This window comes from Xanthocytophaga flava (assembly GCF_030068545.1).
In the GTDB taxonomy this organism is placed as follows: Bacteria; Bacteroidota; Bacteroidia; order Cytophagales; family 172606-1; genus Xanthocytophaga; species Xanthocytophaga flava.
On the sequence record NZ_JASJOR010000051.1, the window covers coordinates 15,131 to 37,085 of the forward strand.

The 21,955-nt window shown below is 39.9% G+C and carries 18 protein-coding genes and 7 tRNA genes; 17 read left to right on the forward strand and 8 right to left on the reverse strand.

The features are described 5' to 3' along the window. Positions 1-166 precede the first annotated feature (166 nt). The 8 genes from leuC to ilvD all read right to left on the reverse strand — a co-directional run bounded on the left by leuC (position 167) and on the right by ilvD (position 8,894). The gene (gene leuC / locus QNI15_RS36985; protein ID WP_314037053.1) at positions 167-1,576 is read right to left on the reverse strand and encodes a 3-isopropylmalate dehydratase large subunit; all 1,410 of its coding nucleotides are present in this window, start codon (positions 1,574-1,576) and stop codon (positions 167-169) included. Between the two features lies 1 nt (position 1,577). Continuing rightward, positions 1,578-2,075, reverse strand: coding sequence for a hypothetical protein (locus QNI15_RS36990; RefSeq protein WP_314037055.1), 498 nt, complete (start codon positions 2,073-2,075; stop codon positions 1,578-1,580). 194 nt (positions 2,076-2,269) lie between these two features. After that, on the reverse strand, positions 2,270-3,316 hold the full coding sequence (gene ilvC / locus QNI15_RS36995; protein WP_313987512.1) for a ketol-acid reductoisomerase: 1,047 nt from the start codon (positions 3,314-3,316) through the stop codon (positions 2,270-2,272). Positions 3,317-3,427: 111 nt separating this feature from the next. After that, positions 3,428-4,015, reverse strand: coding sequence for an acetolactate synthase small subunit (ilvN, locus tag QNI15_RS37000; protein WP_313998038.1), 588 nt, complete (start codon positions 4,013-4,015; stop codon positions 3,428-3,430). 52 nt (positions 4,016-4,067) lie between these two features. Further along, positions 4,068-4,841 carry a class I SAM-dependent methyltransferase gene (locus tag QNI15_RS37005; RefSeq protein ID WP_314037057.1) on the reverse strand — a complete coding sequence of 258 codons (774 nt, stop codon included), beginning with the start codon at positions 4,839-4,841 and terminating at the stop codon, positions 4,068-4,070. An 89-nt stretch (positions 4,842-4,930) separates the two neighbouring features. After that, positions 4,931-6,664: a biosynthetic-type acetolactate synthase large subunit gene (ilvB, locus tag QNI15_RS37010; RefSeq protein WP_314037059.1), complete on the reverse strand. Its 1,734-nt coding sequence runs from the start codon at positions 6,662-6,664 to the stop codon at positions 4,931-4,933. Positions 6,665-6,766: 102 nt separating this feature from the next. Next, positions 6,767-7,123: a nuclear transport factor 2 family protein gene (locus QNI15_RS37015; protein WP_313987521.1), complete on the reverse strand. Its 357-nt coding sequence runs from the start codon at positions 7,121-7,123 to the stop codon at positions 6,767-6,769. A gap of 88 nt (positions 7,124-7,211) precedes the next feature. Continuing rightward, positions 7,212-8,894 carry a dihydroxy-acid dehydratase gene (ilvD, locus tag QNI15_RS37020; RefSeq protein WP_314037061.1) on the reverse strand — a complete coding sequence of 561 codons (1,683 nt, stop codon included), beginning with the start codon at positions 8,892-8,894 and terminating at the stop codon, positions 7,212-7,214. Between the two features lie 867 nt (positions 8,895-9,761). Between ilvD and QNI15_RS37025 the strand changes: the two genes are divergently transcribed. From QNI15_RS37025 to QNI15_RS37105, 17 genes are all read left to right on the forward strand, one after another. After that, positions 9,762-11,909: a TonB-dependent receptor plug domain-containing protein gene (locus QNI15_RS37025; protein ID WP_314037063.1), complete on the forward strand. Its 2,148-nt coding sequence runs from the start codon at positions 9,762-9,764 to the stop codon at positions 11,907-11,909. A 17-nt stretch (positions 11,910-11,926) separates the two neighbouring features. After that, a complete protein-coding gene (locus QNI15_RS37030; RefSeq protein ID WP_314037066.1) occupies positions 11,927-12,466 on the forward strand; it encodes a YfiR family protein in 540 nt (179 codons plus the stop codon). A gap of 57 nt (positions 12,467-12,523) precedes the next feature. Further along, positions 12,524-13,081 (forward strand): YfiR family protein, encoded by a 558-nt coding sequence (locus QNI15_RS37035; RefSeq protein ID WP_314037067.1) that lies wholly within the window; start codon positions 12,524-12,526, stop codon positions 13,079-13,081. Positions 13,082-13,110: 29 nt separating this feature from the next. Then, positions 13,111-13,183: transfer RNA gene (locus tag QNI15_RS37040), tRNA-Gly, on the forward strand. 1,112 nt (positions 13,184-14,295) lie between these two features. Continuing rightward, positions 14,296-14,463: a hypothetical protein gene (locus tag QNI15_RS37045; protein ID WP_314037069.1), complete on the forward strand. Its 168-nt coding sequence runs from the start codon at positions 14,296-14,298 to the stop codon at positions 14,461-14,463. 461 nt (positions 14,464-14,924) lie between these two features. Next, positions 14,925-15,012, forward strand: a tRNA-Ser gene (locus QNI15_RS37050). A 9-nt stretch (positions 15,013-15,021) separates the two neighbouring features. Beyond that, positions 15,022-15,096 (forward strand) — tRNA-Pro (locus tag QNI15_RS37055). Between the two features lie 15 nt (positions 15,097-15,111). Further along, positions 15,112-15,198: transfer RNA gene (locus QNI15_RS37060), tRNA-Tyr, on the forward strand. Positions 15,199-15,388: 190 nt separating this feature from the next. Then, a complete protein-coding gene (locus QNI15_RS37065) occupies positions 15,389-16,906 on the forward strand; it encodes a TROVE domain-containing protein (protein ID WP_314037071.1) in 1,518 nt (505 codons plus the stop codon). A gap of 75 nt (positions 16,907-16,981) precedes the next feature. Beyond that, on the forward strand, positions 16,982-17,542 hold the full coding sequence (locus tag QNI15_RS37070; protein ID WP_313998016.1) for a hypothetical protein: 561 nt from the start codon (positions 16,982-16,984) through the stop codon (positions 17,540-17,542). A 145-nt stretch (positions 17,543-17,687) separates the two neighbouring features. Beyond that, complete coding sequence (locus tag QNI15_RS37075; RefSeq protein ID WP_313987910.1) at positions 17,688-17,909, forward strand: GTP-binding protein; 222 nt, start codon at positions 17,688-17,690, stop codon at positions 17,907-17,909. A 221-nt stretch (positions 17,910-18,130) separates the two neighbouring features. Further along, positions 18,131-18,215: transfer RNA gene (locus QNI15_RS37080), tRNA-Met, on the forward strand. Between the two features lie 84 nt (positions 18,216-18,299). Further along, positions 18,300-18,372, forward strand: a tRNA-Lys gene (locus QNI15_RS37085). 13 nt (positions 18,373-18,385) lie between these two features. Continuing rightward, positions 18,386-18,460, forward strand: a tRNA-Arg gene (locus QNI15_RS37090). A gap of 358 nt (positions 18,461-18,818) precedes the next feature. Beyond that, positions 18,819-19,808: an RNA ligase (ATP) gene (locus QNI15_RS37095; RefSeq protein ID WP_314037073.1), complete on the forward strand. Its 990-nt coding sequence runs from the start codon at positions 18,819-18,821 to the stop codon at positions 19,806-19,808. Between the two features lie 32 nt (positions 19,809-19,840). Continuing rightward, on the forward strand, positions 19,841-20,923 hold the full coding sequence (locus QNI15_RS37100) for an RNA ligase (RefSeq protein WP_314037075.1): 1,083 nt from the start codon (positions 19,841-19,843) through the stop codon (positions 20,921-20,923). Positions 20,924-20,948: 25 nt separating this feature from the next. Then, positions 20,949-21,746 (forward strand): hypothetical protein, encoded by a 798-nt coding sequence (locus tag QNI15_RS37105; protein ID WP_314037077.1) that lies wholly within the window; start codon positions 20,949-20,951, stop codon positions 21,744-21,746. Positions 21,747-21,955 lie beyond the last annotated feature (209 nt).

Genomic DNA, 21,955 nt, shown 5'->3' on the forward strand with positions numbered 1-21,955 from the left:
CACTAATTACGTTCATGGCATGTAGAAAAAATATACGCTACTGCTAACCTACTAAAAAAGAAAGGATTGACAGCCTTTCCAGACTTTCAACAATGCCATACCAGACTTTGTTGCGTCAATAAAGATTGTCAATCCTTTATGTAATAAAATCTATTCTAATGATTCGTTATACAAACTCCCGGATATCTGTTACCTTACCTGTCACAGCAGCTACAGCAGCTGTAAGCGGGCTTGCCAGGAAGGTACGACTCTGAGGCCCCTGACGCCCTTCAAAGTTACGATTAGAGGTCGAAACACAGTATTTACCAGCTGGCACTTTGTCTTCGTTCATACCCAGACAAGCAGAACATCCTGGATCACGCAACTCAAAACCCGCTTCTGCAAAGATCTTATCCAGTCCTTCTGCTTTAGCTTGTGTTGCCACTTGGTTACTGCCTGGAATAATCCATACTTCTACGTTATCGGCCTTTCTCTTGCCTTTCACAAAGTCTGCAACCAGGCGCAGATCTTCGATACGGGCATTGGTACAGCTTCCGATAAACACATAGTCTACAGGCTTGCCAAGCAGTTGAGCACCCGCTTCAAGTCCCATATACTCCAGCGATTTTTTGAAAGAAGTCTGTTCAGCAATATCTTTCAGTTCAGCCAGTGTCGGAATACGATCTGTTACTTTGATACCCATACCAGGATTGGTTCCATAGGTAATCATAGGCTCAATGTCTTCTGCATTGAATCTCAATACAGTATCATATTCAGCTCCCTCATCTGTCTTCAATGTTTTCCAGTAAGCCAGTTGCTTTTCCCATTCTTCTCCCTGAGGAGCAAATTTTCTGCCTTTGATATAGTTAAAGGTTGTTTCATCCGGAGCAATCATACCACCCCGTGCTCCCATTTCAATACTCATGTTGCAGATGGTCATACGGGCTTCCATACTCAGATTGCGGATGGTATCACCTGCATATTCCACAAAGTATCCGGTAGCACCACCTGCGGAAATCTTAGCAATAATGTACAGAATAATATCTTTAGAAAGCACTCCTTTTCCTAATTCACCATTAATCTCAATCAACATCTTTTTAGGCTTGTACTGCATAATACACTGAGCAGACAATACCATTTCCACTTCACTGGTACCAATACCGAAAGAAATGTTTCCAAAAGCCCCGTGAGTACTTGTATGAGAATCACCACACACGATAGTCATTCCAGGTAAGGTCAATCCTAACTCTGGTCCTATGATGTGTACAATGCCCTGATAAGGGTGACCTAAGTCGTATAATTCTATTCCAAAATCTGCACAGTTTTTACGTAGCGTATCTACCTGATGACGAGACAAGGCATCTTTGATAGGAAGCAACTGATCTTTGGTAGGTACATTGTGATCCGGTACTGCTGTAGTCCTCTGTGGGTTGAAAACAGGAATACCACGTTGACGCAGGCCATTAAAGGCTTGTGGACTGGTAACCTCATGGATAAAATGACGATCAATAAACACTACATCCGGGTGTCCTTCCTGCCGCTTTACGACATGGCTATCCCAGATTTTATCAAACAAGGTTTGGGGTTTCTGTGACATATTACTTTTTGGTTTTCTTCAATGTTTTCAACGAATCAATATAAGCCTGATGTTCAATTGGGTTATTAAATACAGGCAATCCAAGTTTCTCAAAGAAAGAACGAAAATTCTCAATGTAAAGGTCCAAATTTTCCTGTGCATTAGGAAAGGTTTCTATTTTGCTACATTCAAAACAGGCCAATATTGCATTTGTAGGACGATGCTGGTCATCATAGTAAACAATAGCATGTCTGGGGTTAAAACAGTCTGCCCATCTCTCCGTATCATTTTCAATTGTTTCTGTAAACAAAGTTTCTATCTCTAGCACCTGTTTCTCAGATAATATTTTATCTGGCAATAGTTTATTCTGTGCACTATCTAGTCTGGCAATGAACTCTTTTTTTCGCATTTCATTTACAAAACACAGACATGCTAAATGATCAGGTATCACATAAGCCTTGACATATTTATATTTTGATACTTTCCAGTCATAATGTTCTGTATTGCCTTTACAAGACATGACAAGCAATAGTGTAAGTATGATACAAAAACGCATGAGCAAAAAATATGTAATTCTTACTTCACTGAGTATAAATATTGTAGAATACTTGATTTATCTGGAGTATAAAAATATTGAATACCTGTCTTAAAAACAAAATTGCAGGGTTATCAGGATAATAATACCCTGACAACCCTGCAAACAGAGTAAACTCCTTATTTATTCTCAGGGCGCAACTGACGTACAGCAGCACCTGCCTGCCACATTTCAGACTCACGCAATTCTTTCAATTCAGCTTCCAGTTTCACACGATAGTCAGACTGGCTATTGCTGTCAATAGAACGTTGAGATTCTTTGCCATCTTTTACAGAGTTATACAACTCATCAAAAACAGGTAAAGTAGCTTCTTTGAATTTTTTCCACCAATCCAATGCACCACGTTGTGCAGTTGTAGAGCAGTTGGCATACATCCAGTCCATACCATTTTCTGCAACCAATGGCATCAGAGACTGAGTTAATTCTTCTACTGTTTCGTTGAAGGCTTCAGATGGAGAGTGTCCGTTTTTACGCAGGATCTCATACTGAGCGGCAAATATACCCTGGATAGCGCCCATCAATGTACCACGCTCACCCGTTAAGTCAGAGTAAACTTCTTTTTTGAAATCTGTTTCAAATAAATAACCAGATCCTACTCCAATACCTAAAGCTACTACACGGTCTTTCGCACGACCTGTAGCATCCTGATAGATAGCGAAGCTCGAGTTCAAGCCTTTACCAGCCAGGAATAAGCGACGTAATGAAGTACCAGAACCTTTAGGAGCAACCAGGATTACATCTACATCTTTTGGAGGGATAATACCAGTTTGCTCATTGAAAGTAATACCAAAACCATGTGAAAAATACAGCGCTTTGCCTGGAGATAAATATTTCTGAATAGTTGGCCAAAGAGTGATTTGTCCTGCATCAGAAAGCAAGAATTGAATGATAGTTCCTTTTTCAGCAGCTTCTTCGATCTCAAACAAAGTTTGTCCTGGCACCCAACCGTCAGCAACTGCTTTATCCCATGTTTTAGAGTTTTTACGTTGTCCAATGATTACGTTAAAGCCATTATCACGAAGATTCAACGCTTGTCCTGGGCCTTGTACGCCATACCCAATGATTGCAATGGTTTCGCTTTTCAGAACTTCTCTTGCTTTTTCCATTGGGAACTCTTCACGGGTTACCACATCTTCTACGGTTCCGCCAAAGTTAATTTTTGCCATGATACTTGAATTGTTAATTAAATAAAGGTTAAGGTTAATTTACTTTATAATGACAGACTTTTAGTTTGTTCTACAGGTTAAAATCAGAACATATGTTTCAGAACTGTAGAATTAATCCTGATACTCAACTTTCTTAGATGTTCTGGCACTAAGTTCTTCCAGCTCTTCCAGGAATCGCTCTGTACGACGCTTGGACTTAGATATGGAAATTCGGGCAGAACGAACAAATTCAGAAACACCAAATGCTTTTAGTTCTTCGAACAGTTGCTGGGTTTCGCTCTTTCTACCAGTTTTTTCAATAATAATATACTCACGCTCTACCATCAGAATACGTGCAAAATGCTGACGTATCAGATTTTCAATAGTATTCTGACTGTCATTCAGGAAGGGCTCCAGAGGAACTTTATACAAAGCAAGCTCTTGATAATGCGTATCTTCCTCTTCATACAGAAAGGCACCCAATACTTCAATCAGTTTGCGAATCTGTTTTACCAGCTTTTCAGCTTTTTCACGAGTAAGCTTCACAACAATCGTATAACGGCTCACACCTGCCACTTCTGATTCTGAGACATTGATACTCTCAATGTTTATCTTCCGGCGCGTAAAGATAATGGTAATTGCATTAAGCAACCCGCTTTTGTTTTCAGTCAGAACGGAGATGATAAACGTCCGTTCATTATCCGGTTGTGGAGTATTCATAAATACGTCTGATTATGGACTAAACCTTAGTGTCAAAATTTATTTTGTTATACTACTCTTTGATGGCCACAAAACGTAAACGTTTGTAGTCTGCAAACCACTTTCCATCATGAAAGTTGGTTGATCTCAAAGACTCTTTAATCTGGGCAAAGACTTCAGTCTTAGCTGTTTCTGATAATTCCTTCAATGCAAATCCTCTAAACATCTGAATCCAGTCAATAACTCCATTTTCAGGATCATCCAGTTCAGTATCACGATCAAAATGAGCAGCAAATGTCACACGGAAGCCACTTCTTTCCAGCAACGGTGTATATTCCCCAATACTTGGAAAATAATTGGTATGCACATCTGTGTTTATTCCTTTAGCTCGTAAAGCTTCAGCTAAAGCAACCAAGATACGCTGCACATTTCCTTTTCCACCAAATTCAGCCACAAATCTACCTCCTGGTTTTAGCGCTTTGTATACACACTCGATTACTTTTTCAGGAGTATGTATCCAATGCAATGTAGCGTTAGAAAACACAGCATCAAATGGCTCATCAAACGCAAAGTCAGCACCACTCTTCTGAAAAAAAGCAATTTCCGGATACGCAACCTGAGCCTTCGCAACCATTTCCGGCGAATTGTCAATACCTATCACTTCACAACCATAACCGGCAATTTTCTTTGCCAGATGTCCTGTTCCTGCACCTAAGTCCAGAATTCGCTCACCTGCTTGTGGATTCAATAGGTTAATCACATCTTCACCATACTGAAACACAAAGGCATGTTTTGTATCATAAAACTGTGCATTCCACTGCTGAGTCTCATTCTGAGGATTAGGCATAGGGCATCTTTTATTTTTATGTAAAATTCGATAAAGATCCGTAAAGTTTTCCCATAGCAGGCTAAAACTTTACGGATACTTTCACTAAATCACTCTAAACGAATATCCGTTACGGATGCTCCAGCTGGTACCATTGGAAATACGTTTTCTTCTGTCTCTACAATTACTTCCATAAAATAAGGACCTTTGGCATCCAGCATCTTTTGAACAGCTGCTTTCAGGTTTTCACACTGCTCAACTTTCTCTGCAGGAATTGAATAGGCCTCAGCCAGCTTGATAAAGTTGGGATTGGTCATTTCTGTGAAAGAATACCGTTTTTCATGGAACAGTTGTTGCCACTGACGTACCATACCCAGGAAGCTGTTATTCAATACCACAATCTTCACCCCGATGTTATACTGCATGATAGTTCCCAACTCCTGTACTGTCATCTGATACCCACCATCTCCAATCACAGCAATCACCTGGCGGTCTGGTTTACCTAATTTGGCACCCATAGAAGCTGGCAGAGCAAAGCCCATAGTCCCCAAACCACCTGAAGTCACGTTGCTATCTGTTACTTTAAATTTGTAATAACGGGAAGTTGCCATCTGATGCTGACCTACATCAGTTACCACAATAGCCTCTCCATTTGTCATTTCAGAAATCACATTCACTACTTCAGACATCTTCAACTTACCAGTCTCAGGATGTAGTGCATGTTGGATAACTTTATCATGTTCTATCTTATCACAATCCCTGAACTCCTGTAGCCATTCTGTATGACTCTGTTTTTTGATCAATGGAGTTAGTTCATGTAAAGCCTCTTTTGCATCTGAATTAATGGCTACCGCCGTCTTTACATTCTTATCAATCTCAGCAGGGTCGATTTCGATGTGAATTACTTTCGCCTGACGGGCATATGTTTTCAGATTACCTGTTACCCGATCATCAAAACGCATTCCAATCGCTATCAACACATCACACTCATTCGTCTTGATATTAGGACCATAGTTTCCATGCATTCCCAGATAGCCTACATACAATGGATGATCAGTAGGAAATGCAGATAGACCCATCAAGGTAGAAGCAACAGGGATATGGGCTTTCTCAGCAAATTCCACAATCTCTTTCTGGGCACCTGAAAGCAATATGCCGTGCCCTACCAGAATATAAGGCTTCTTAGCAGTATTAATTAATTCAGCTGCATCCTGTAAGCTCTGTTGAGTAGGCTTTGGATAAGGCGCATAGCTACGAATCTTCTCACATTTTTTGTAAGAAAACTGCATCATTGCATTCTGAACATCTTTCGTAATATCAATCAGAACAGGTCCCGGACGCCCGGATTTAGCAATAAAGAATGCTTTGGCAAATACAGCAGGAATTTCGTCTACATTCGTGATCTGATAATTCCATTTCGTTACAGGCATAGAGATACCAATCACATCTGTTTCCTGGAAAGCATCTGTTCCCAGTAAAGGAGAGGCAACCTGGCCTGTCACACATACCAAAGGTGTAGAATCAATTTGTGCATCGGCAATACCAGTAATCAGGTTGGTAGCACCGGGTCCTGATGTAGCAAAACAAACTCCTACACGACCTGTTACACGGGAATACCCCTGAGCAGCATGAATAGCTCCCTGCTCATGGCGAACCAGTATGTGAGTCAGCTTATCTGCATATCCATATAAAGCGTCATAAATAGGCATGATAGCACCTCCCGGATAGCCAAAAATCGTTTCAACGCCTTCTTCAATCAGACAACGTAATACAGCTTCTGACCCGGAAATAGGATCTTGTTTTACACTGGTTTCTTTATCACTCTTTGCTTGTAATGTCTGCATATGTTTATCAGTTGATGATCAATTTATTCGTTAATGAGAGTTAACTGCTTGCAGAAATTCTCAAATAAATTAAATGGTAAGATAAATAGATATATTCAATCACTAGTCATAGTGAGCAATTGCTTTGTACACTTTTCCTTGTTCATTAAACAGAAAAAATTCCACCGCTTTTTTATTCAGTACTGACGTATAATAAATGGTTACAGAAGAAACGCTGCTGAGAACATCAATAATCTGAAAATGCAGATCCGGATACTTCTCTAATCCTTTTTCCCAATAGTTTCTGACTCGATCCTTTCCACTTAAAGTACCAGAAGGTTCGTTCATCAGACTCACAATCAAAGGTGTAGTCATCTCAAAGTCATCTGTGTAATGATCTAACACCCGATCCAGATCGTGTTTGTTCCAGGAATCTACCCAATCCTGGGCGAATTCAGTTGCAATTTCTTTTGTAAGCATAGTTGTATAAATATAAAAAATGTACGCTATTAGTCTTTCAGTCTGAGCTCTCCACAACCTATCTATTGTACCTTCTCATCCTGATGTCTTATAAATCTGTCACACATCCCTGTGATGCAGAAGATACACTTTTAATGTATTTTTTCAGGATACCCTGAGTGGCTTTATAAGCAGGTTGCACCCATGCAGCTCTCCGAGACGCCATTTCTTCATCTGAAATAAGAACGTCAATTGTATTATTTATTGCATCAATACGTATTGTATCTCCATCTTTAATCAATGCGATAGGGCCACCTTCCTGTGCTTCAGGTGTAACGTGTCCTACCACAAAACCATGTGTACCTCCGGAGAAACGTCCATCTGTAATCATAGCTACTTTGTCACCTAATCCAGCACCCATAATAGCAGATGTTGGCTTTAGCATCTCAGGCATGCCAGGTCCTCCTTTTGGTCCTTCATTACGAATTACAACCACATGTCCGGGTTTAATTTCTCCTTTAGATGCAAACTCAATCAATGCTTCCTCGTTTTCACATACCTTTGCTATACCTTCAAAAAACTCCCCTTCTTTACCTGTAATCTTTGCCACTGCACCTTCCGGAGCCAGGTTACCAAACAATATCTGAATATGTCCGCTTTTCTTGATCGGATTAGAAATGGGACGAATAATAGATTGCGTTTCAAAATCCAGATCAGGTACGTCTGCCAGATTCTCAGCAACCGTTTTTCCTGTTACAGTTATACAGTCGCCATGAAGCAATCCTTGCTGATACAAATATTTCATGATAGCAGGTACACCCCCAATAGATAATACATCTTCCATAAAGTACTTTCCGCTAGGTTTCAGATCTGCCAGATACGGTGTACGATCACTGATAGCCTGTACATCTTGGAGAGTAAAGGTAATTCCTACGGCATGTGCAATAGCCAGATAGTGCAACACAGCATTGGTAGATCCACCTGTAGCCATTACTACTGTCAAAGCATTCTCAAACGCTTTACGTGTCATAATATCTCTTGGCAGGATCTGTTTTTCCAACAGATTTTTCATGGCTGCTCCAATGTGTACACATTCCTGTAGCTTGCCTTCGTGTGTAGCCGGATAGGTAGAGCTATTAGGTAAACTCATACCCATAGCTTCCAGACTTGAAGCCATTGTATTGGCAGTGTACATCCCACCACAAGCTCCCTGTCCTGGAATAGAGTTCTGAATTACTCCTTTGTATTCTTCATCGGATATGTTATTAGCAAACTTACGACCTAGCGCTTCAAAGGCAGAAACAATATCCAGCTTCTTTCCATTATAATTACCAGAACGGATAGTTCCACCATACACCATAATTGCCGGACGATTCAACCTCCCCATAGCCATCATAGCACCTGGCATATTTTTATCACAACCTACTACAGCAATAACTCCATCATACCACTGAGCACTTACAACTGTTTCAATTGAATCAGCAATAATATCCCGGCTAGGCAATGAATAGGACATACCATCATTTCCATTGGTCATACCATCTGAAACACCAATCGTATTGAATATCAATCCTACCATTCCATTTTCCTGAATGCCTTTCTTTACATATACAGACAGGCCGTTTAGGTGCATATTACATGGATTACCTTCATATCCAGTGCTGGCAATGCCAATTTGAGCTTTGGCCATATCAGTTTCTGTTAAACCGATACCATACAACATAGCCTGAGCAGCAGGATTTGTCACTTCTTGTGTTAATGTGCGCGAATATTTATTCAGTGGCTCGTTCATTCTTCTTGATCGAAATAGTAGTAATAAATAAGTTTTTCAAAAGCTAGATTCTAACAAACAAAACAGCCTTTCACACATAAGAGCATGAAAGGCTGTCAGGCATATATTTATGTCCGATTGCTGCATTTGGCAGCATCCTGAGATTGATACGATTTTATTGTTGCGCTTTTCATATTTTTTGGATTGTAGTGATAAAAAAAAGACCTTCCTACGGTGAGAAAGGTCTTTTTCAGATATGCAATGCCTTTCTCACCCACTAATAATAGAGAGTAGCACCACCACCAAAATAATATGTTGAATGAGTATTTTCACTTAGTAAAGTACTGTAAAAACGCTGCTAATTTCTGGAGTATTTTCTTTTTCTCCAAACAAAACTTACTATATTTTTCCTTTGAGATTTATAACGATATTTTATTTGCCACCTATCTTGATTCAATACCACAATATTCTGTGAAATATCCTTTTTATTTGAGTTTGCAGGGATTTCCTCGGTCTACCGGTAAACCCCCATGTAATAATATTGCTTAAATGTCTCTGAACTATTCGCAAGTTGTTAAAAATCAATATATCTGAACACTATAGCTACAACAAAAAACTGTTACGGGAACAACAAAAAATAACTCCTGATGCATAGTATAAACTATCCGTAGCTCTTTTCACTCTGATAGAGGTATGATAAAACATTCATTTCTGCAAATATATTACACAAAAAGCAGTAGTGTATAATTGTGTTTTTCCTACGCATATCTTATACGAGTTTTGCTTTATGTATTTGATAATCAAGCGGCATTTCACTAAAAAGTAGAATAGTTACAATACGACCATTCTCTTATACTACAACATACTTACTTTATTGTCGGGATATCCATGTATAATTCATTCACTATTTTGTTAAAAAAAATAGGTCACTATTCTATTTTAACAGGATTCCTAATCCTTGGTACATTCATTTCAGTAAGCGCCCAGCAAACAGCCCAAACCGAGATTGATACAACTACTACATATGACTATTACTCTATGTCACTGGAAGAACTGCTGAAATTAAAAGCTTCCGGAGTGACTATGTCCAGTGAACTTGAGAAGTTAATAAATTCTTTGATTGGGGTTGCCTCACAAAAAGCCCAGTCTTCCCGAAAATCACCTAGTATTGTTTCACTCATTACAGAAGAAGACATCAAATCTTCAGGAGCAAGAGACCTCATAGATGTCTTACGTATGGTGCCTGGCTTTCAATTTGGTATGGATACCCAAGGCGTTACAGGCCTTAGTATAAGAGGAAACTGGGCACATGAAGGGAAAGTGCTACTACTGCTGGATGGACAAGAGATGAATGAAACAATGTACAGTACCTTACAATTTGGCAATCACTTTGATGTAAGTCAGATAAAACGGATTGAAATAATCCGAGGGCCCGGTTCTGCTATTTATGGTGGCTATGCAGAATATGCAGTAATCAGTATCATCACCAAAAGCTATGATGACCTGAAAGGACTACAGATTACAGGTACCTATGGAACTATGGAGCATGCCTATGCCCGACGCAATATCAGTATTTCTGCTGGTCAGAAAATAGGAAACTGGGGACTTTCTCTTGCAGTATTTGCAGGACAAGGCCAGCGTAGTGATCAACCTTTCACTTCATTTTATCAGGGAATAAGTCGGATAGACACAGTATATAATGGGCAGGAAATCCAGCGTATTGATACTTCCTATGTGCCACAGACGTATTCCATGAAAAATAATTCGGCACTGAATCCAACCAATGTAAATCTTGGTATAACATACAAAAACTGGACGGTCCGGGGAATTTATGATGACTACCAAGCCACTATACGAGATGGGTATGATGTTAGTCTGAGTCGTGCCTATCCCAATAATTTCAAATCATGGCTGGGAGAAATCAAATACAAATGGGAAATTAACAGCAAACTTACTATAACTCCACGTCTGAGTTTCAAACGGCAACTGCCCTGGCAATATTCAGGTAACACAGAAGAATACTCCTCTTACAATAAACAGGCAGATCGTAGTCGGGGAAGCATCACCATTACCTATGATCTATCCCGCCGCGTCAACATTATAGGTGGGGGAGAATTTTTCAATGATAGAGGATATAACTTCTCTAAGGATGGTGATACATTGTTTTACAATGGAAGCAGACATGTCACTTTCAATAACAAAGCGCTGTTTGCTCAAACACTACTTAAATTCTCTATAGCACATATTACCATAGGTATGCGCTATGATCACAATGATGCCTTTGGATCTGCGTTTGTCCCTCGTTTAGGTATTACCCGTAAGTTTGATAAACTTCACCTCAAAGTATTGTATTCCAACTCATTCCGTGCTCCTGGAATTGAAAATATCAATTTTAGTATTGATAATCGTATTAATCCTGAAAAAAGCAGTGTCCTGGAAATGGAAGCCGGGTACCAGATTGGTAAAAATTCTTTCCTGACAATCAATCTTTTTGACATAACGACTAAAGACCCTATTGTCTACAATTTTGAAGAAGGTGATTCCTATCAAAACTTTCCCAGAAGTGGCAGTAGTGGTTTGGAAATGGAATACAAACTAAAAGAGCGCTGGGGATTCCTGACAGTAAGTTATGCTTTTTATACGACTGCATGGAAGAAAGAAACTATTTCTCTTTATAGTGTGCCAGGCAAAAACAATGTCACGCTTGGAAATCCTGCTCATCAGATAGGCATAAACAGCAATGTACACCTGGGCTCAGGCTGGTCTGCAAGTCTTTCTGGTACTTTACTAAGTAACAGGTACGGCTATATTGCACCGGAAACAGTTGGAAAATTTACCCCTACCGCTTTATTGAATACGTTTATTCGCAAACAAAACCTTCTTACTTCTGGTCTTGAAGTCGGATTAGGCATCTATGATATCCTAAATCAAAAGTTTGCTTTTATTCAACCTTATAATGGCGGTCACGCCCCACTACCAGGTCCATCACGAGAGTTTCTGATTCGTGTTTCCTATACGTTGAAACAAACTAATTAATCTCTATTTCGTAGAATATGAAACGATATTATTCCCTGATTTATATAGTAGTATTCAGTCTCGTACTACCTGTATTACAAGCTTCAGCTCAACAGGTAGACAGCAAACTAACCTGCATTTTCATTTACAACTTTACCAAGTACATTAAATGGCCTCCCAACACAGAAAGTGGTGACTTTGTGATTGGAGTTTTGGGTGATAGTCCAGTAGAGGCTGAACTACAAAAATTAACGTCCAAACTAAAAGTTAATGGCGTACGAAACATTGCCGTCAAAAAATTTAGCTCAGATGCCAATGCAAGTACTTTACAAACTTGCCATATTTTGTATATATCTAAAAAAGAAAGCAAAACACTTAAAGAGTTGAGCAATACACTAAGCAGCTCATCTACTCTACTAGTTAGTGAAGGTATGGGTATGGCCAACAAAGGCAGTACCATAAGTATATATATAGACGAAGAAACGGATCAGATCAAACTGGAACTCAACAAAAAGATGCTGGAAAGCCATAAACTTAAAGCATCTTCTGAGCTTTTGGCATTAGCAGTAGTAATCTAGCATATGCAGAATATTATTGTGCTGCCAATATATGTGCCTCTAAACTCAATCACAAGCATGAAAAGACATACGTCTCTCTATTCTGTAAAAACCTGTCAGTTGGCAATTATTTTTATTTTCTTAACTCACTGCCATCTTTTTGCTCAGGATATCGAAAGTAAAATGAGAGCAATATTTATTTATAACATTGCCAAGAATATCAACTGGCCGGAAAGTGCCCCTAAAGGTGATTTTGTGATAGGTATTGTAGGAGACAATTCTATTGCAGGTGAACTGGATAAGATGATATCCAATACTACTGCCACTAACGGCAGAACAACTATAGTAAAGAAGATAGCAGCCAGTCATGCTGTAGGTGTAATCGAAAATTATCACATACTATACTTTTCAACGAAAGAAACCCAGGCGATGCAGCCAATTATCACTAATGCAACTAAGCTTCCTGTATTACTTATTGGCGAGAAATCCGACAACTCCTGTAAAGGAAGTACATTATGCTTTAGTAAAGACACAAATAATAAGTTACGACTGGAATTACACAAACTTTCGTTGGAACAACATCGCTTAAAAGCGACCAATGATTTGTTACGTATAGCCACAGTTATTGACAATTAATTTTTTGTTTATATATTTGTGGCACAAAAGCGGGAGTAGCTCAGCTGGTAGAGCGCGACCTTGCCAAGGTCGAGGTCGCGGGTTCGAACCCCGTCTCCCGCTCTCTTTAGGGAAAAAATGAAAATATTTTTTCTTGCACTTTTCCCAGAAGTAACCGCCCTTTAATCATCGCAGTATATTAAGTATATAATAACTTCCCCGGTTTGTATTTTTCATTCTTTTCATGCAAAGAAACACGCCAACGAAGTAATTTTCTAAAAAAATATTCCATTTGAAAATTTGCAAATGTGATTTCATGTCGCTTACCTTTGTATCACATTTGGTATTAACCAGTAAATAACTACAAAGATGTTACAGCACATTACATATTGTTCAACCAAGCCGGCGATGCTGATAAACTTCGGAAGAAGTAACGATAGCCGCGTAGGCGAGGTATATTCGGGCGTATGTAAGTGTGACCCTCTAAATAACCAACATAGGTTTCTTTAGCAATCAACACACAGATATATAGCCCGAACCCAAAAAGTTCGGGCTTTTTTATTTTCTATCCCTTTTCAATTCACGATTTCAGCTTCTAAAGCAGAAAAACGGCTAGAAAACAAGCGAAAGCTTATAGTTAACAAATTTCAATTTATTCAGAACATTCGAAAGTTCTGAATTTGTCTCGATAACGATCGGGAAATGTTCTTTGAAATCATGGCGCACTCTGCTCTGTCGTCTAAGGGCTAAAAAAGTGGTCAAAAATAATTCTTAAAGGCTCCAAAGGTATCTTTTGTGCTGCGCCTTCGCCTATTTTTCGGCCCGTAGCCGCTGGCTACGCCCCTCAAAATAGTCTTGGCTCGCTACAAAATCTATCCTTTTCGCCTCTTTAAAATTATCTTAGACCACTTCTAAGATTTCCGGCTTTGAACTGGAAGATGGACGTTCGAATCGTCCCAGAGCAACAAACAAGTCTGAAGACACACTTCAGATAAGGTTATTGGGTGTCGTAGAAAAATGTTACTTCGAATGATAATCGGCAGGTCGAAGGTTCAAATCCTTCTCATACTCAGGTATGGTAGCTCAGTGGTTAGAGTAGCAAAATGTACATTTTTCGTTTATCACCCCTACTCCTTTGGACTAAGGAAAAAGTCACTGCATTTTCTATGCGGAGATACAGGTTCAATCCCTGTAAGGAGTCCAAGGCAGGATATCTGCCACAAAATGAGTGTCGTATGCAAGAGTTACTTCGGTTATATTGGTTCGATTCCAAAACCGGACTGTCTGCAAAACAGATAGATCCGGATACTCCAGAAGTACATTCTGAGAGAAAGACTCTTGCAGCATATAACCTCAGCATACAGATTAGCAAAAGGCAATTGGCAAGACGTTCTTTTCTGTAAAGCTAATTTGTATAATGCCAATTGCCTTCTTTTTGGTTTATCAAATCATGGCTGATTATATCTGCTATTGGCAGATGGTAAGGGTTCAATTCCCTGATAAACCTCCAGGGTGTAAATCCCCAAAGTAGTGCCTGCCTTCTTAGTGGGCCTCATTCGCAGAAGTGAGATGTGGTTAATTCAACCACTCCTGTTTGCCAACAGGATCGTTCAAAAAGGACACACTGAAAGCGAAAAAAAATATCATTGAAACAAAAAGTGCCGTAGGGAAGAGTTACTTCATACTATAATGGTCCTAAGGTAGCGTATATCGGGTAACCGATAGAGCGAAGCCAATGCCTGCAAAGGTGCAAGTCCCACCCGTTGGGATGTCGAAGGCGTGTCCACTGTCCTGGACTCAGGATAAGGACGACGGCGAAAAGCCAGATCTCTTCCCGCTTGTAGCCTTTTTTTAAGTAAAAAATGGAGAGGTGCCAGAATGGTTAACGGAGCAGTTTGCTAAACTGTCGTACGTGTCAAAGCGTATTGTGGGTTCGAGTCCCACCTTCTCCGCTCAGGTCTCGGGGTGTAGCGTAGTCAGGTTAGCGCGCCACATTTGGGATGTGGAGGTCGCAGGTTCGAATCCTGCCACCCCGACAAAAGAGTGTAAATGGAAGCACGCCAAAGATGGAGAGTTGGAGCTGACTGTAAATCAGTTGCCTTCGGGCTGAGTAGGTTCGAATCCTACTGCTTCCACCATGAGTGCCGTAGAAAAGTGTTACTTCGACACGCTGACTTTGGAAGTCGGAGCTTGCAGGTGTAAATCCTGCTCACACGTTGGTGTGATGGTGCAATTTTAAAAGTCACTTTTCGTCTGTTGCCTCAATCTATAAACTATGCATTACCATTAAAAAGTGTCGTTAATTACCTTTAACCAATTACTACAACTATGAAATTTAATATTCTTACTAAAAACAAAAACCAGATTGTAAACCATGAAGGTGCACCTGCCTATACAATCACGTCAGAACTGGAACTCTATTCAGCAGTAGTAACATCGTCACTTTCTGATCAGTTCTATGAAAAGGCAGATCAGAAAATAGATCGCATCCGAACGCTGATCCAGAAGGTTGATCCGGTGTTTGTAGCACAACTTGCTGTATACGCACGGGAACAAATGCACCTACGATACATACCTCTGGTACTAGCAGTTGAGCTAGCAAGAATACACTCTGGAGATCAATTGGTTTCCAAAATGGTAAGCCGGATTATCCAGCGTACGGATGAAATCACCGAGCTTCTAGCCTATTACCAGGCTGCCAATCGTCGGGATGGAATCAAAAAACTGGGAAAACTTTCCAAACAGCTACAGAGAGGAATTGCCCTGGCCTTCAATAAATTTGACGAATATCAGTTTGCAAAATACAACCGGGAAGCTGAAGTGAAACTACGAGACGCATTGTTTCTGGTACACCCAAAAGCAAAAGATGAAACCCAACAACTGCTCTTCGATAAAATCGTGAATGATGGACTGACAGTACCTTACACATGGGAGGTTGAACTATCTGCACTAGGTCAGCAATCCTTTGAAAATGAAGCAGCTCGTCAGGCAGCAGTTAAAGCAAAATGGGAAGAATTGATTGATTCTGGTAAACTAGGTTATATGGCATTGCTACGAAACCTGCGAAATATTCTACAGGCAACAGTTAGTGAACAACATATAAATCGGGTCGCAGACCGACTGGCCAATGAGCGGGAAGTTAAAAATTCAAAACAGCTTCCATTCCGATTTCTGGCAGCATACCGAGAACTGAAAGAAGTAAATACAGTATACACTTCACTGATACTAAATGCACTGGAAGATGCGGTAAAAGTTAGTGCAGCTAATATCAAAGGATTTGATATCAATACAAAAGTGTTGCTTGCCTGTGATGTTTCAGGTTCCATGCAAACTTTTATCTCACCACGTAGCCGAATACAAAACTATGATATCGGTCTAATCCTGGCTATGCTTCTGCAATCCCGTAGCAAATCAGTAATCTCAGGTTTCTTCGGTGATCGGTGGAAAGTAGTCAATTTGGCAAGCAACCATATTCTGGCTAACACCACTGAACTACGCAGACGGGAAGGTGAAGTAGGATACGCAACGAATGGTCATCTGGTAATACAGGAGCTGATTGACAAAAGCCAGATAGTGGACAAAGTCATGTTCTTCACAGATTGTCAGCTATGGAATAGCAAAGGTGATGGCAACAACATTGCCAAACTATGGCGCAAATACAAACAGATTGCTCCCAATGCTAAAATCTATCTGTTTGATCTGGCAGGCTACGGACAAATGCCACTACGGACTGAAAGCAATGATGTATTCATGATTGCAGGCTGGTCAGACAAAGTATTTGACATACTGGAGGCCATTGAAAATGGCAGCAATGCAGTAGCTGAGATTGAAAAGATTATCCTTTAATATTCGAATAGCAGGTTGAGATGATGCATTACTCACCTGCTTGTAAATAGAGTTTTAACAGACTTCTAACTCCCAATGGAAAAACTATTTGAGATTTCGAAAACACAGAAAAAGTTACTCTCTATCTATTTACGGGGAGATAGCAAATTCTGGTTGGGCTATATTTTGAACTATACATCAGAAACCATAGATCTTCAACACTTTAGCACTCTTGGGAAACCGGATGGAATCATTGTAATAAAGACCTATAACATTGAAAGAGTAGAATTTACGAATGACTATACAAAATCCTTTGACCACTTGATTCAAAATAGCCAGCTACTGGAGACACAGACAGTGCAGGAACTGGAAAGCTCTCTTATCAACGAATGGCCAATGAACGTACTCAAACAATTTCTGGAAAAGGAAAAGCTGATTTCTCTTGAAGTTAACGATACGCTTGAAACAGGCTTTGTACGCGAAACTGGCGATGATTGTGTGATTATTCACTCTATTGGTACACTTGGAGAAGATAATGGTCTGGCATGTTATAGGATTGCAGACATTAATTCAATTCAAGTGGATACACAAAGACAGAGAAAAGCAGAACTACTTTATCGCTGGCGAAAGGAAAAAAATAAGCTTAGACAAAATTGATTACAAGAAAGGTATTGTAGAAAAGAAATACTTGACTGATGAGTGTACCTCATCGTATAGAGTTGTAATCGGAAAAGATTCTTTTCACTTATAAATTTTTACAATTATTGAAAGACTACAACTTGAAAACTACAACTTGAAAACTATGAAAGATTTACAAAACCTCCGCAATATCGGCTTTATTGCCCATGTCGACTCTGGTAAAACTACCCTCTCGGAAGAAATACTCTTCTTAGCAGAGGCCATTCATCGGCGTGGTAGTGTAGACGGTGGCAATACAGTTACAGATAGTATGCCCGAAGAACAACAACGTGGCATTACCATTAAGTCCTCTTGTGTCAAGTTCTACTGGACTGTAAAAGAATAAAGAGTGTAAGGAGTGTTAGTGTACGATTGTAAACTAACACTCTCCTCTAAAATATTGGGTGTCGTAGAGAAGAGTTACTTCGCCTTTAACGCCATGGGTCGCAGGTTCGAATCCTGCCTTTATCACTATTTATGATAGAGTAGCTCAGTGGTAGAGCAATGTAATAGTCTCTTTTCGTTAGTTACCCCAATTCTTCTTGACTCAAACAGAAAACATATGATTGCGGAATGACAGTAGCTGGTATCTGAGAGGTCTCATAAGCCTCCGCCTTGTGCCTCGCGGGTTCGAGTCCCGCTTCCGCAACCAAAGAGTGCCGTTGGAAAATGTTACTTCGTTAGACTAGGGATCTAAAATTGATTATTCCATTTTTCGCTTATTGCCTCTTTTTATTCGTCCGTAACTCAGTGGCTAGAGTACCTCACTTTTAATGAGGGAGTCATGGGTTCAAATCCCATCGGGCGAACCTAAAATACTATTGCTTCGTCGTTCAAAGGATAGGACAGTTGGCTACGAACCAGCAGATAAACGTTCGACTCGTTTCGAAGCAACCAAGGGAGTGTACTACATGGGATGTCGTAAAAAAGAGATACTTCGTTCGATTCAAAATTGAAAGGTTGCAGGTTCGATTCCTGCTTCTGCTTAGGCAGAATAGCTCAATGGTAGAGAAATGTGCTCTTTTTGCCTGTCACTCCTCAATGTAGTAACAACTTTCTGAATTTATTCCTATATAAAAGGTGTCGTAAATCAGAGATACTTCTATCATACCCTTGTATGCTATAGCTTAATCGAGACAAAGCGTCCTGTATAATACAGGAAGATGCGGTAAAAGCCCGTAATAAGACTCTGATTGCCAGTTACCCTTTTAGTTTTTATTCAATTAATGGTATCAATCAATACTACACTACGACTATGAGAAAATTAGCATCGATTCAACGAATCAAAAATCTGGAGCCTATTCCAGAAGCAGACGCCATTGAGAAGGCAACTGTCCTCGGCTGGCAACTGGTGGTCAAAAAAGGCGAATTTGCCGTTGGCGACCTCTGTGTATACTGTGAAATCGACAGTCTGCTGCCTGAAAAACCTGAGTTTGAATTTCTTAAAGCCAGGGGTATGAGAATACGTACAGTACGGCTGAGAGGTCAGGTTTCTCAGGGTATTTGTTTTCCATTACATATTCTGCCAAAAGATACACCTATCACTGAGGATCTGGATGTAACGGATATTTTGGGCATTATCAAATATGAACCACCTGTACCTGCTCAATTGGCAGGAATAGCCAAAGGCCTGTTTCCCAGTTTTATTCCAAAAACAGATGAAACCAGAGTGCAGGTACTTCAGGAACTATTGGATGCCTGTCAGGGTGACACATGTTACGTCACAGAAAAATTGGATGGATCTTCTGTAACGTACTACCTCAGAAATGGAGAATTTGGTGTATGCAGCAGAAACCTGGAATTGTTCGAAACACCGGATAACTCCTTATGGAAAGTAGCCAGAACATTAAAAATCGAAGAAAAACTCAGAAGCCTGACTGGAAATTTTGCGTTGCAAGGTGAGATCATTGGGGAAGGCATTCAGGGTAACCTGTACAAATTAAAAGGTCAGACAGTACAATTCTTCAATGTATTTGATATTGATCAGTACAAGTACCTCGACTTCGAAGGCTTTCAGAAAACAATAACTCAGTTGGATCTGACACCTGTGCCTATTCTGGAAACTGACTTTGCTCTTAGCAATGATATCCAGGCACTGGTTGAAAAATCAAAAGCAAAGTCCGTACTGAATCCAGCTGTCTGGCGGGAAGGTATTGTGATCAGACCTCTGACAGAAAAGGTGGGTACACTGGGCAGGGTATCTTTTAAAGCCATCAATCCGGAATTCTTATTGAAATACGAATAAATTGATTCAAACGAAAATCTCTCTTTATATATATGGAATTACAGGTACAAACATTCTTACGGAGCAAGTCTCTGAATGACCTGACTACACAATATGGGATCAGAGCCAACAGGCACAAACAATATCCTCATCTGGTACAATTAAAATATGATCAGCTTGAATCCTCTATGCGTGAACCTGTGGTTCAGGAATGTCGGGGGATTATTCTGGATGAGTCAAACAATTGGGAGATTGTATCTTTTCCTTTCAAAAAGTTTTTCAATTATGATGAGTTTTATGCATCTACGATAGATTGGACTCAGGCACGGGTATATGAAAAGATAGATGGCTCTATTATGACACTCTATTTTTATAATGGAGCCTGGCACATAGCATCTGCCAGTTTACCTGATGCCTCAGGACAGATCAGAGACCAGACTTTTACTATGAGTGAATTGTTCTGGAATACATGGAAAAGTAAGGGATATGAATTACCTACTGACACAGACTGGTGTTATGTGTTTGAGCTTACCTCTCCCTATACACAAATAGTAGTACCTTATACAGAAAACAATCTGACTCTGATAGGTGCCAGAAATACGAAAACCCTGCAGGAAGAATTCCCAGAGATAATCGCAGCGAAATATAAATGGGATGCCGTCCCGTTCTTTCCGTTAACCAAACTTGAAGAAGTATTGGAAGCTGGCAAGCAGCTGAATCCAATGAAACAGGAAGGCTTTGTAGTATGTGATGCAAACTTTAACCGGGTTAAAATCAAGTCTCTGCAATATGTAAGTATCGGCTTTCTGAGAGGAATTGAAGACAAAACTACTCATCGGTATCTGCTGGAAATTATCAAAACCAATGAAGGCTCAGAGTTTCTCTCTTATATGAAAGAATATACAGACCCCTATCAGAAACTGAAGCTGAAATATGATGCACTGATTTCCGAACTGGAAACTCACTGGAGTCAGATTAAAAATATTGAGGATAGAAAAACCTTTGGTATCAGTGCCAGTAGCACCAAAATTCCAGGTGTGTTCTTTCAGTTACGGGATCAAAAAGTGCATTCTGTGAAAACCTATCTTTATGAGATGAAAACCCAGGCTTTACTGGATGTACTGAATAAAATGTAAAAAATGAATCTACAACTATGAAATTATGCTTAGTCCGAAACCACGATTACTTCTGGTTGGCCTTGAACCGCCGGAAGTTACCGCAATTACCAGTCAACTCGACTGCCTGACAGTTGTATATGAACATCTTCCATTAATTAAACTGGTTGATGGCAACTTGTATGTGGAGAGTCGTTTACATCCTGGTACTTTCCTAAAGGTAGACAAAGTAATCTATCATGGCATCTTCGAAAATGATTTTGATTTTCTAACACTATTGGCTCTATGGAATGGGCCTTGCCTTCCAGACGCCAGAGGTATGATGGATTGTCGACTTCGACATTCTGGACTGGTAAGAGCGCTACGTGTCACGAAATTTGGAGATATTCCAAGAGGAATGTCTCTTACTTCAGGTGAATGGCATGCTCGGCAGCCTACTGTAGCGAAATGGAGTAACTGGCACTGTGGAGAGAATAAAGCACGTATTCAGGATACATGGACATCTCCAGATGAGATAACAGTTTACGAACCTTTTATAGAAGGGGAAGCGGTTCGGATTATGCTTATTGGTGATAAAGTCTGGCAAATTCACCTGAAAGGGGAAGACAGGCTCAAGTCTATTCATCACCCGGATGCAGCTCAAATGCCTGTTGATTCAGACCTGGAAGAAGATGCTAAACGGTTGGCAAACTACTTTCATTTTCAGATAGTAGGCATTGACTATATGATAGGTCTTGATGGAAAGAAGTATCTTCTGGAAGTAAATCATATCCCCAATGTCACCGTGTTTCCATTTGTACGTGAGGCATTTATTGACTTCGCTGTACAGTGGGTTAAACAATAAGGTTTTCTAACCTTAACAACTACAACTATGAAACTTTTACTAGCTTATAAAGAACCTGGGTTGGGCGAAGCCTGGAAAGAATACTCATATCTTGTAAAGGTTAAGAAAAAGTGCAATTTTGAATAAAATACTTGGTTAGTAAACTATTCACCCCTTGTAAGAGCCCTAAAAGAAACATAGATATGTTGAGTAGGCTATTCTTTCAATAC

Coding starts and splice junctions, on each gene's coding strand:
- leuC (WP_314037053.1), bottom strand. CDS start 1,576: ATGTCACAGAAACCCCAAACCTTGTTTGATAAAATCTGGGATAGCCAT.
- QNI15_RS36990 (WP_314037055.1), bottom strand. CDS start 2,075: ATGTCTTGTAAAGGCAATACAGAACATTATGACTGGAAAGTATCAAAA.
- ilvC (WP_313987512.1), bottom strand. CDS start 3,316: ATGGCAAAAATTAACTTTGGCGGAACCGTAGAAGATGTGGTAACCCGT.
- ilvN (WP_313998038.1), bottom strand. CDS start 4,015: ATGAATACTCCACAACCGGATAATGAACGGACGTTTATCATCTCCGTT.
- QNI15_RS37005 (WP_314037057.1), bottom strand. CDS start 4,841: ATGCCTAATCCTCAGAATGAGACTCAGCAGTGGAATGCACAGTTTTAT.
- ilvB (WP_314037059.1), bottom strand. CDS start 6,664: ATGCAGACATTACAAGCAAAGAGTGATAAAGAAACCAGTGTAAAACAA.
- QNI15_RS37015 (WP_313987521.1), bottom strand. CDS start 7,123: ATGCTTACAAAAGAAATTGCAACTGAATTCGCCCAGGATTGGGTAGAT.
- ilvD (WP_314037061.1), bottom strand. CDS start 8,894: ATGAACGAGCCACTGAATAAATATTCGCGCACATTAACACAAGAAGTG.
- QNI15_RS37025 (WP_314037063.1), top strand. CDS start 9,762: ATGTATAATTCATTCACTATTTTGTTAAAAAAAATAGGTCACTATTCT.
- QNI15_RS37030 (WP_314037066.1), top strand. CDS start 11,927: ATGAAACGATATTATTCCCTGATTTATATAGTAGTATTCAGTCTCGTA.
- QNI15_RS37035 (WP_314037067.1), top strand. CDS start 12,524: ATGAAAAGACATACGTCTCTCTATTCTGTAAAAACCTGTCAGTTGGCA.
- QNI15_RS37045 (WP_314037069.1), top strand. CDS start 14,296: ATGCAAGAGTTACTTCGGTTATATTGGTTCGATTCCAAAACCGGACTG.
- QNI15_RS37065 (WP_314037071.1), top strand. CDS start 15,389: ATGAAATTTAATATTCTTACTAAAAACAAAAACCAGATTGTAAACCAT.
- QNI15_RS37070 (WP_313998016.1), top strand. CDS start 16,982: ATGGAAAAACTATTTGAGATTTCGAAAACACAGAAAAAGTTACTCTCT.
- QNI15_RS37075 (WP_313987910.1), top strand. CDS start 17,688: ATGAAAGATTTACAAAACCTCCGCAATATCGGCTTTATTGCCCATGTC.
- QNI15_RS37095 (WP_314037073.1), top strand. CDS start 18,819: ATGAGAAAATTAGCATCGATTCAACGAATCAAAAATCTGGAGCCTATT.
- QNI15_RS37100 (WP_314037075.1), top strand. CDS start 19,841: ATGGAATTACAGGTACAAACATTCTTACGGAGCAAGTCTCTGAATGAC.
- QNI15_RS37105 (WP_314037077.1), top strand. CDS start 20,949: ATGCTTAGTCCGAAACCACGATTACTTCTGGTTGGCCTTGAACCGCCG.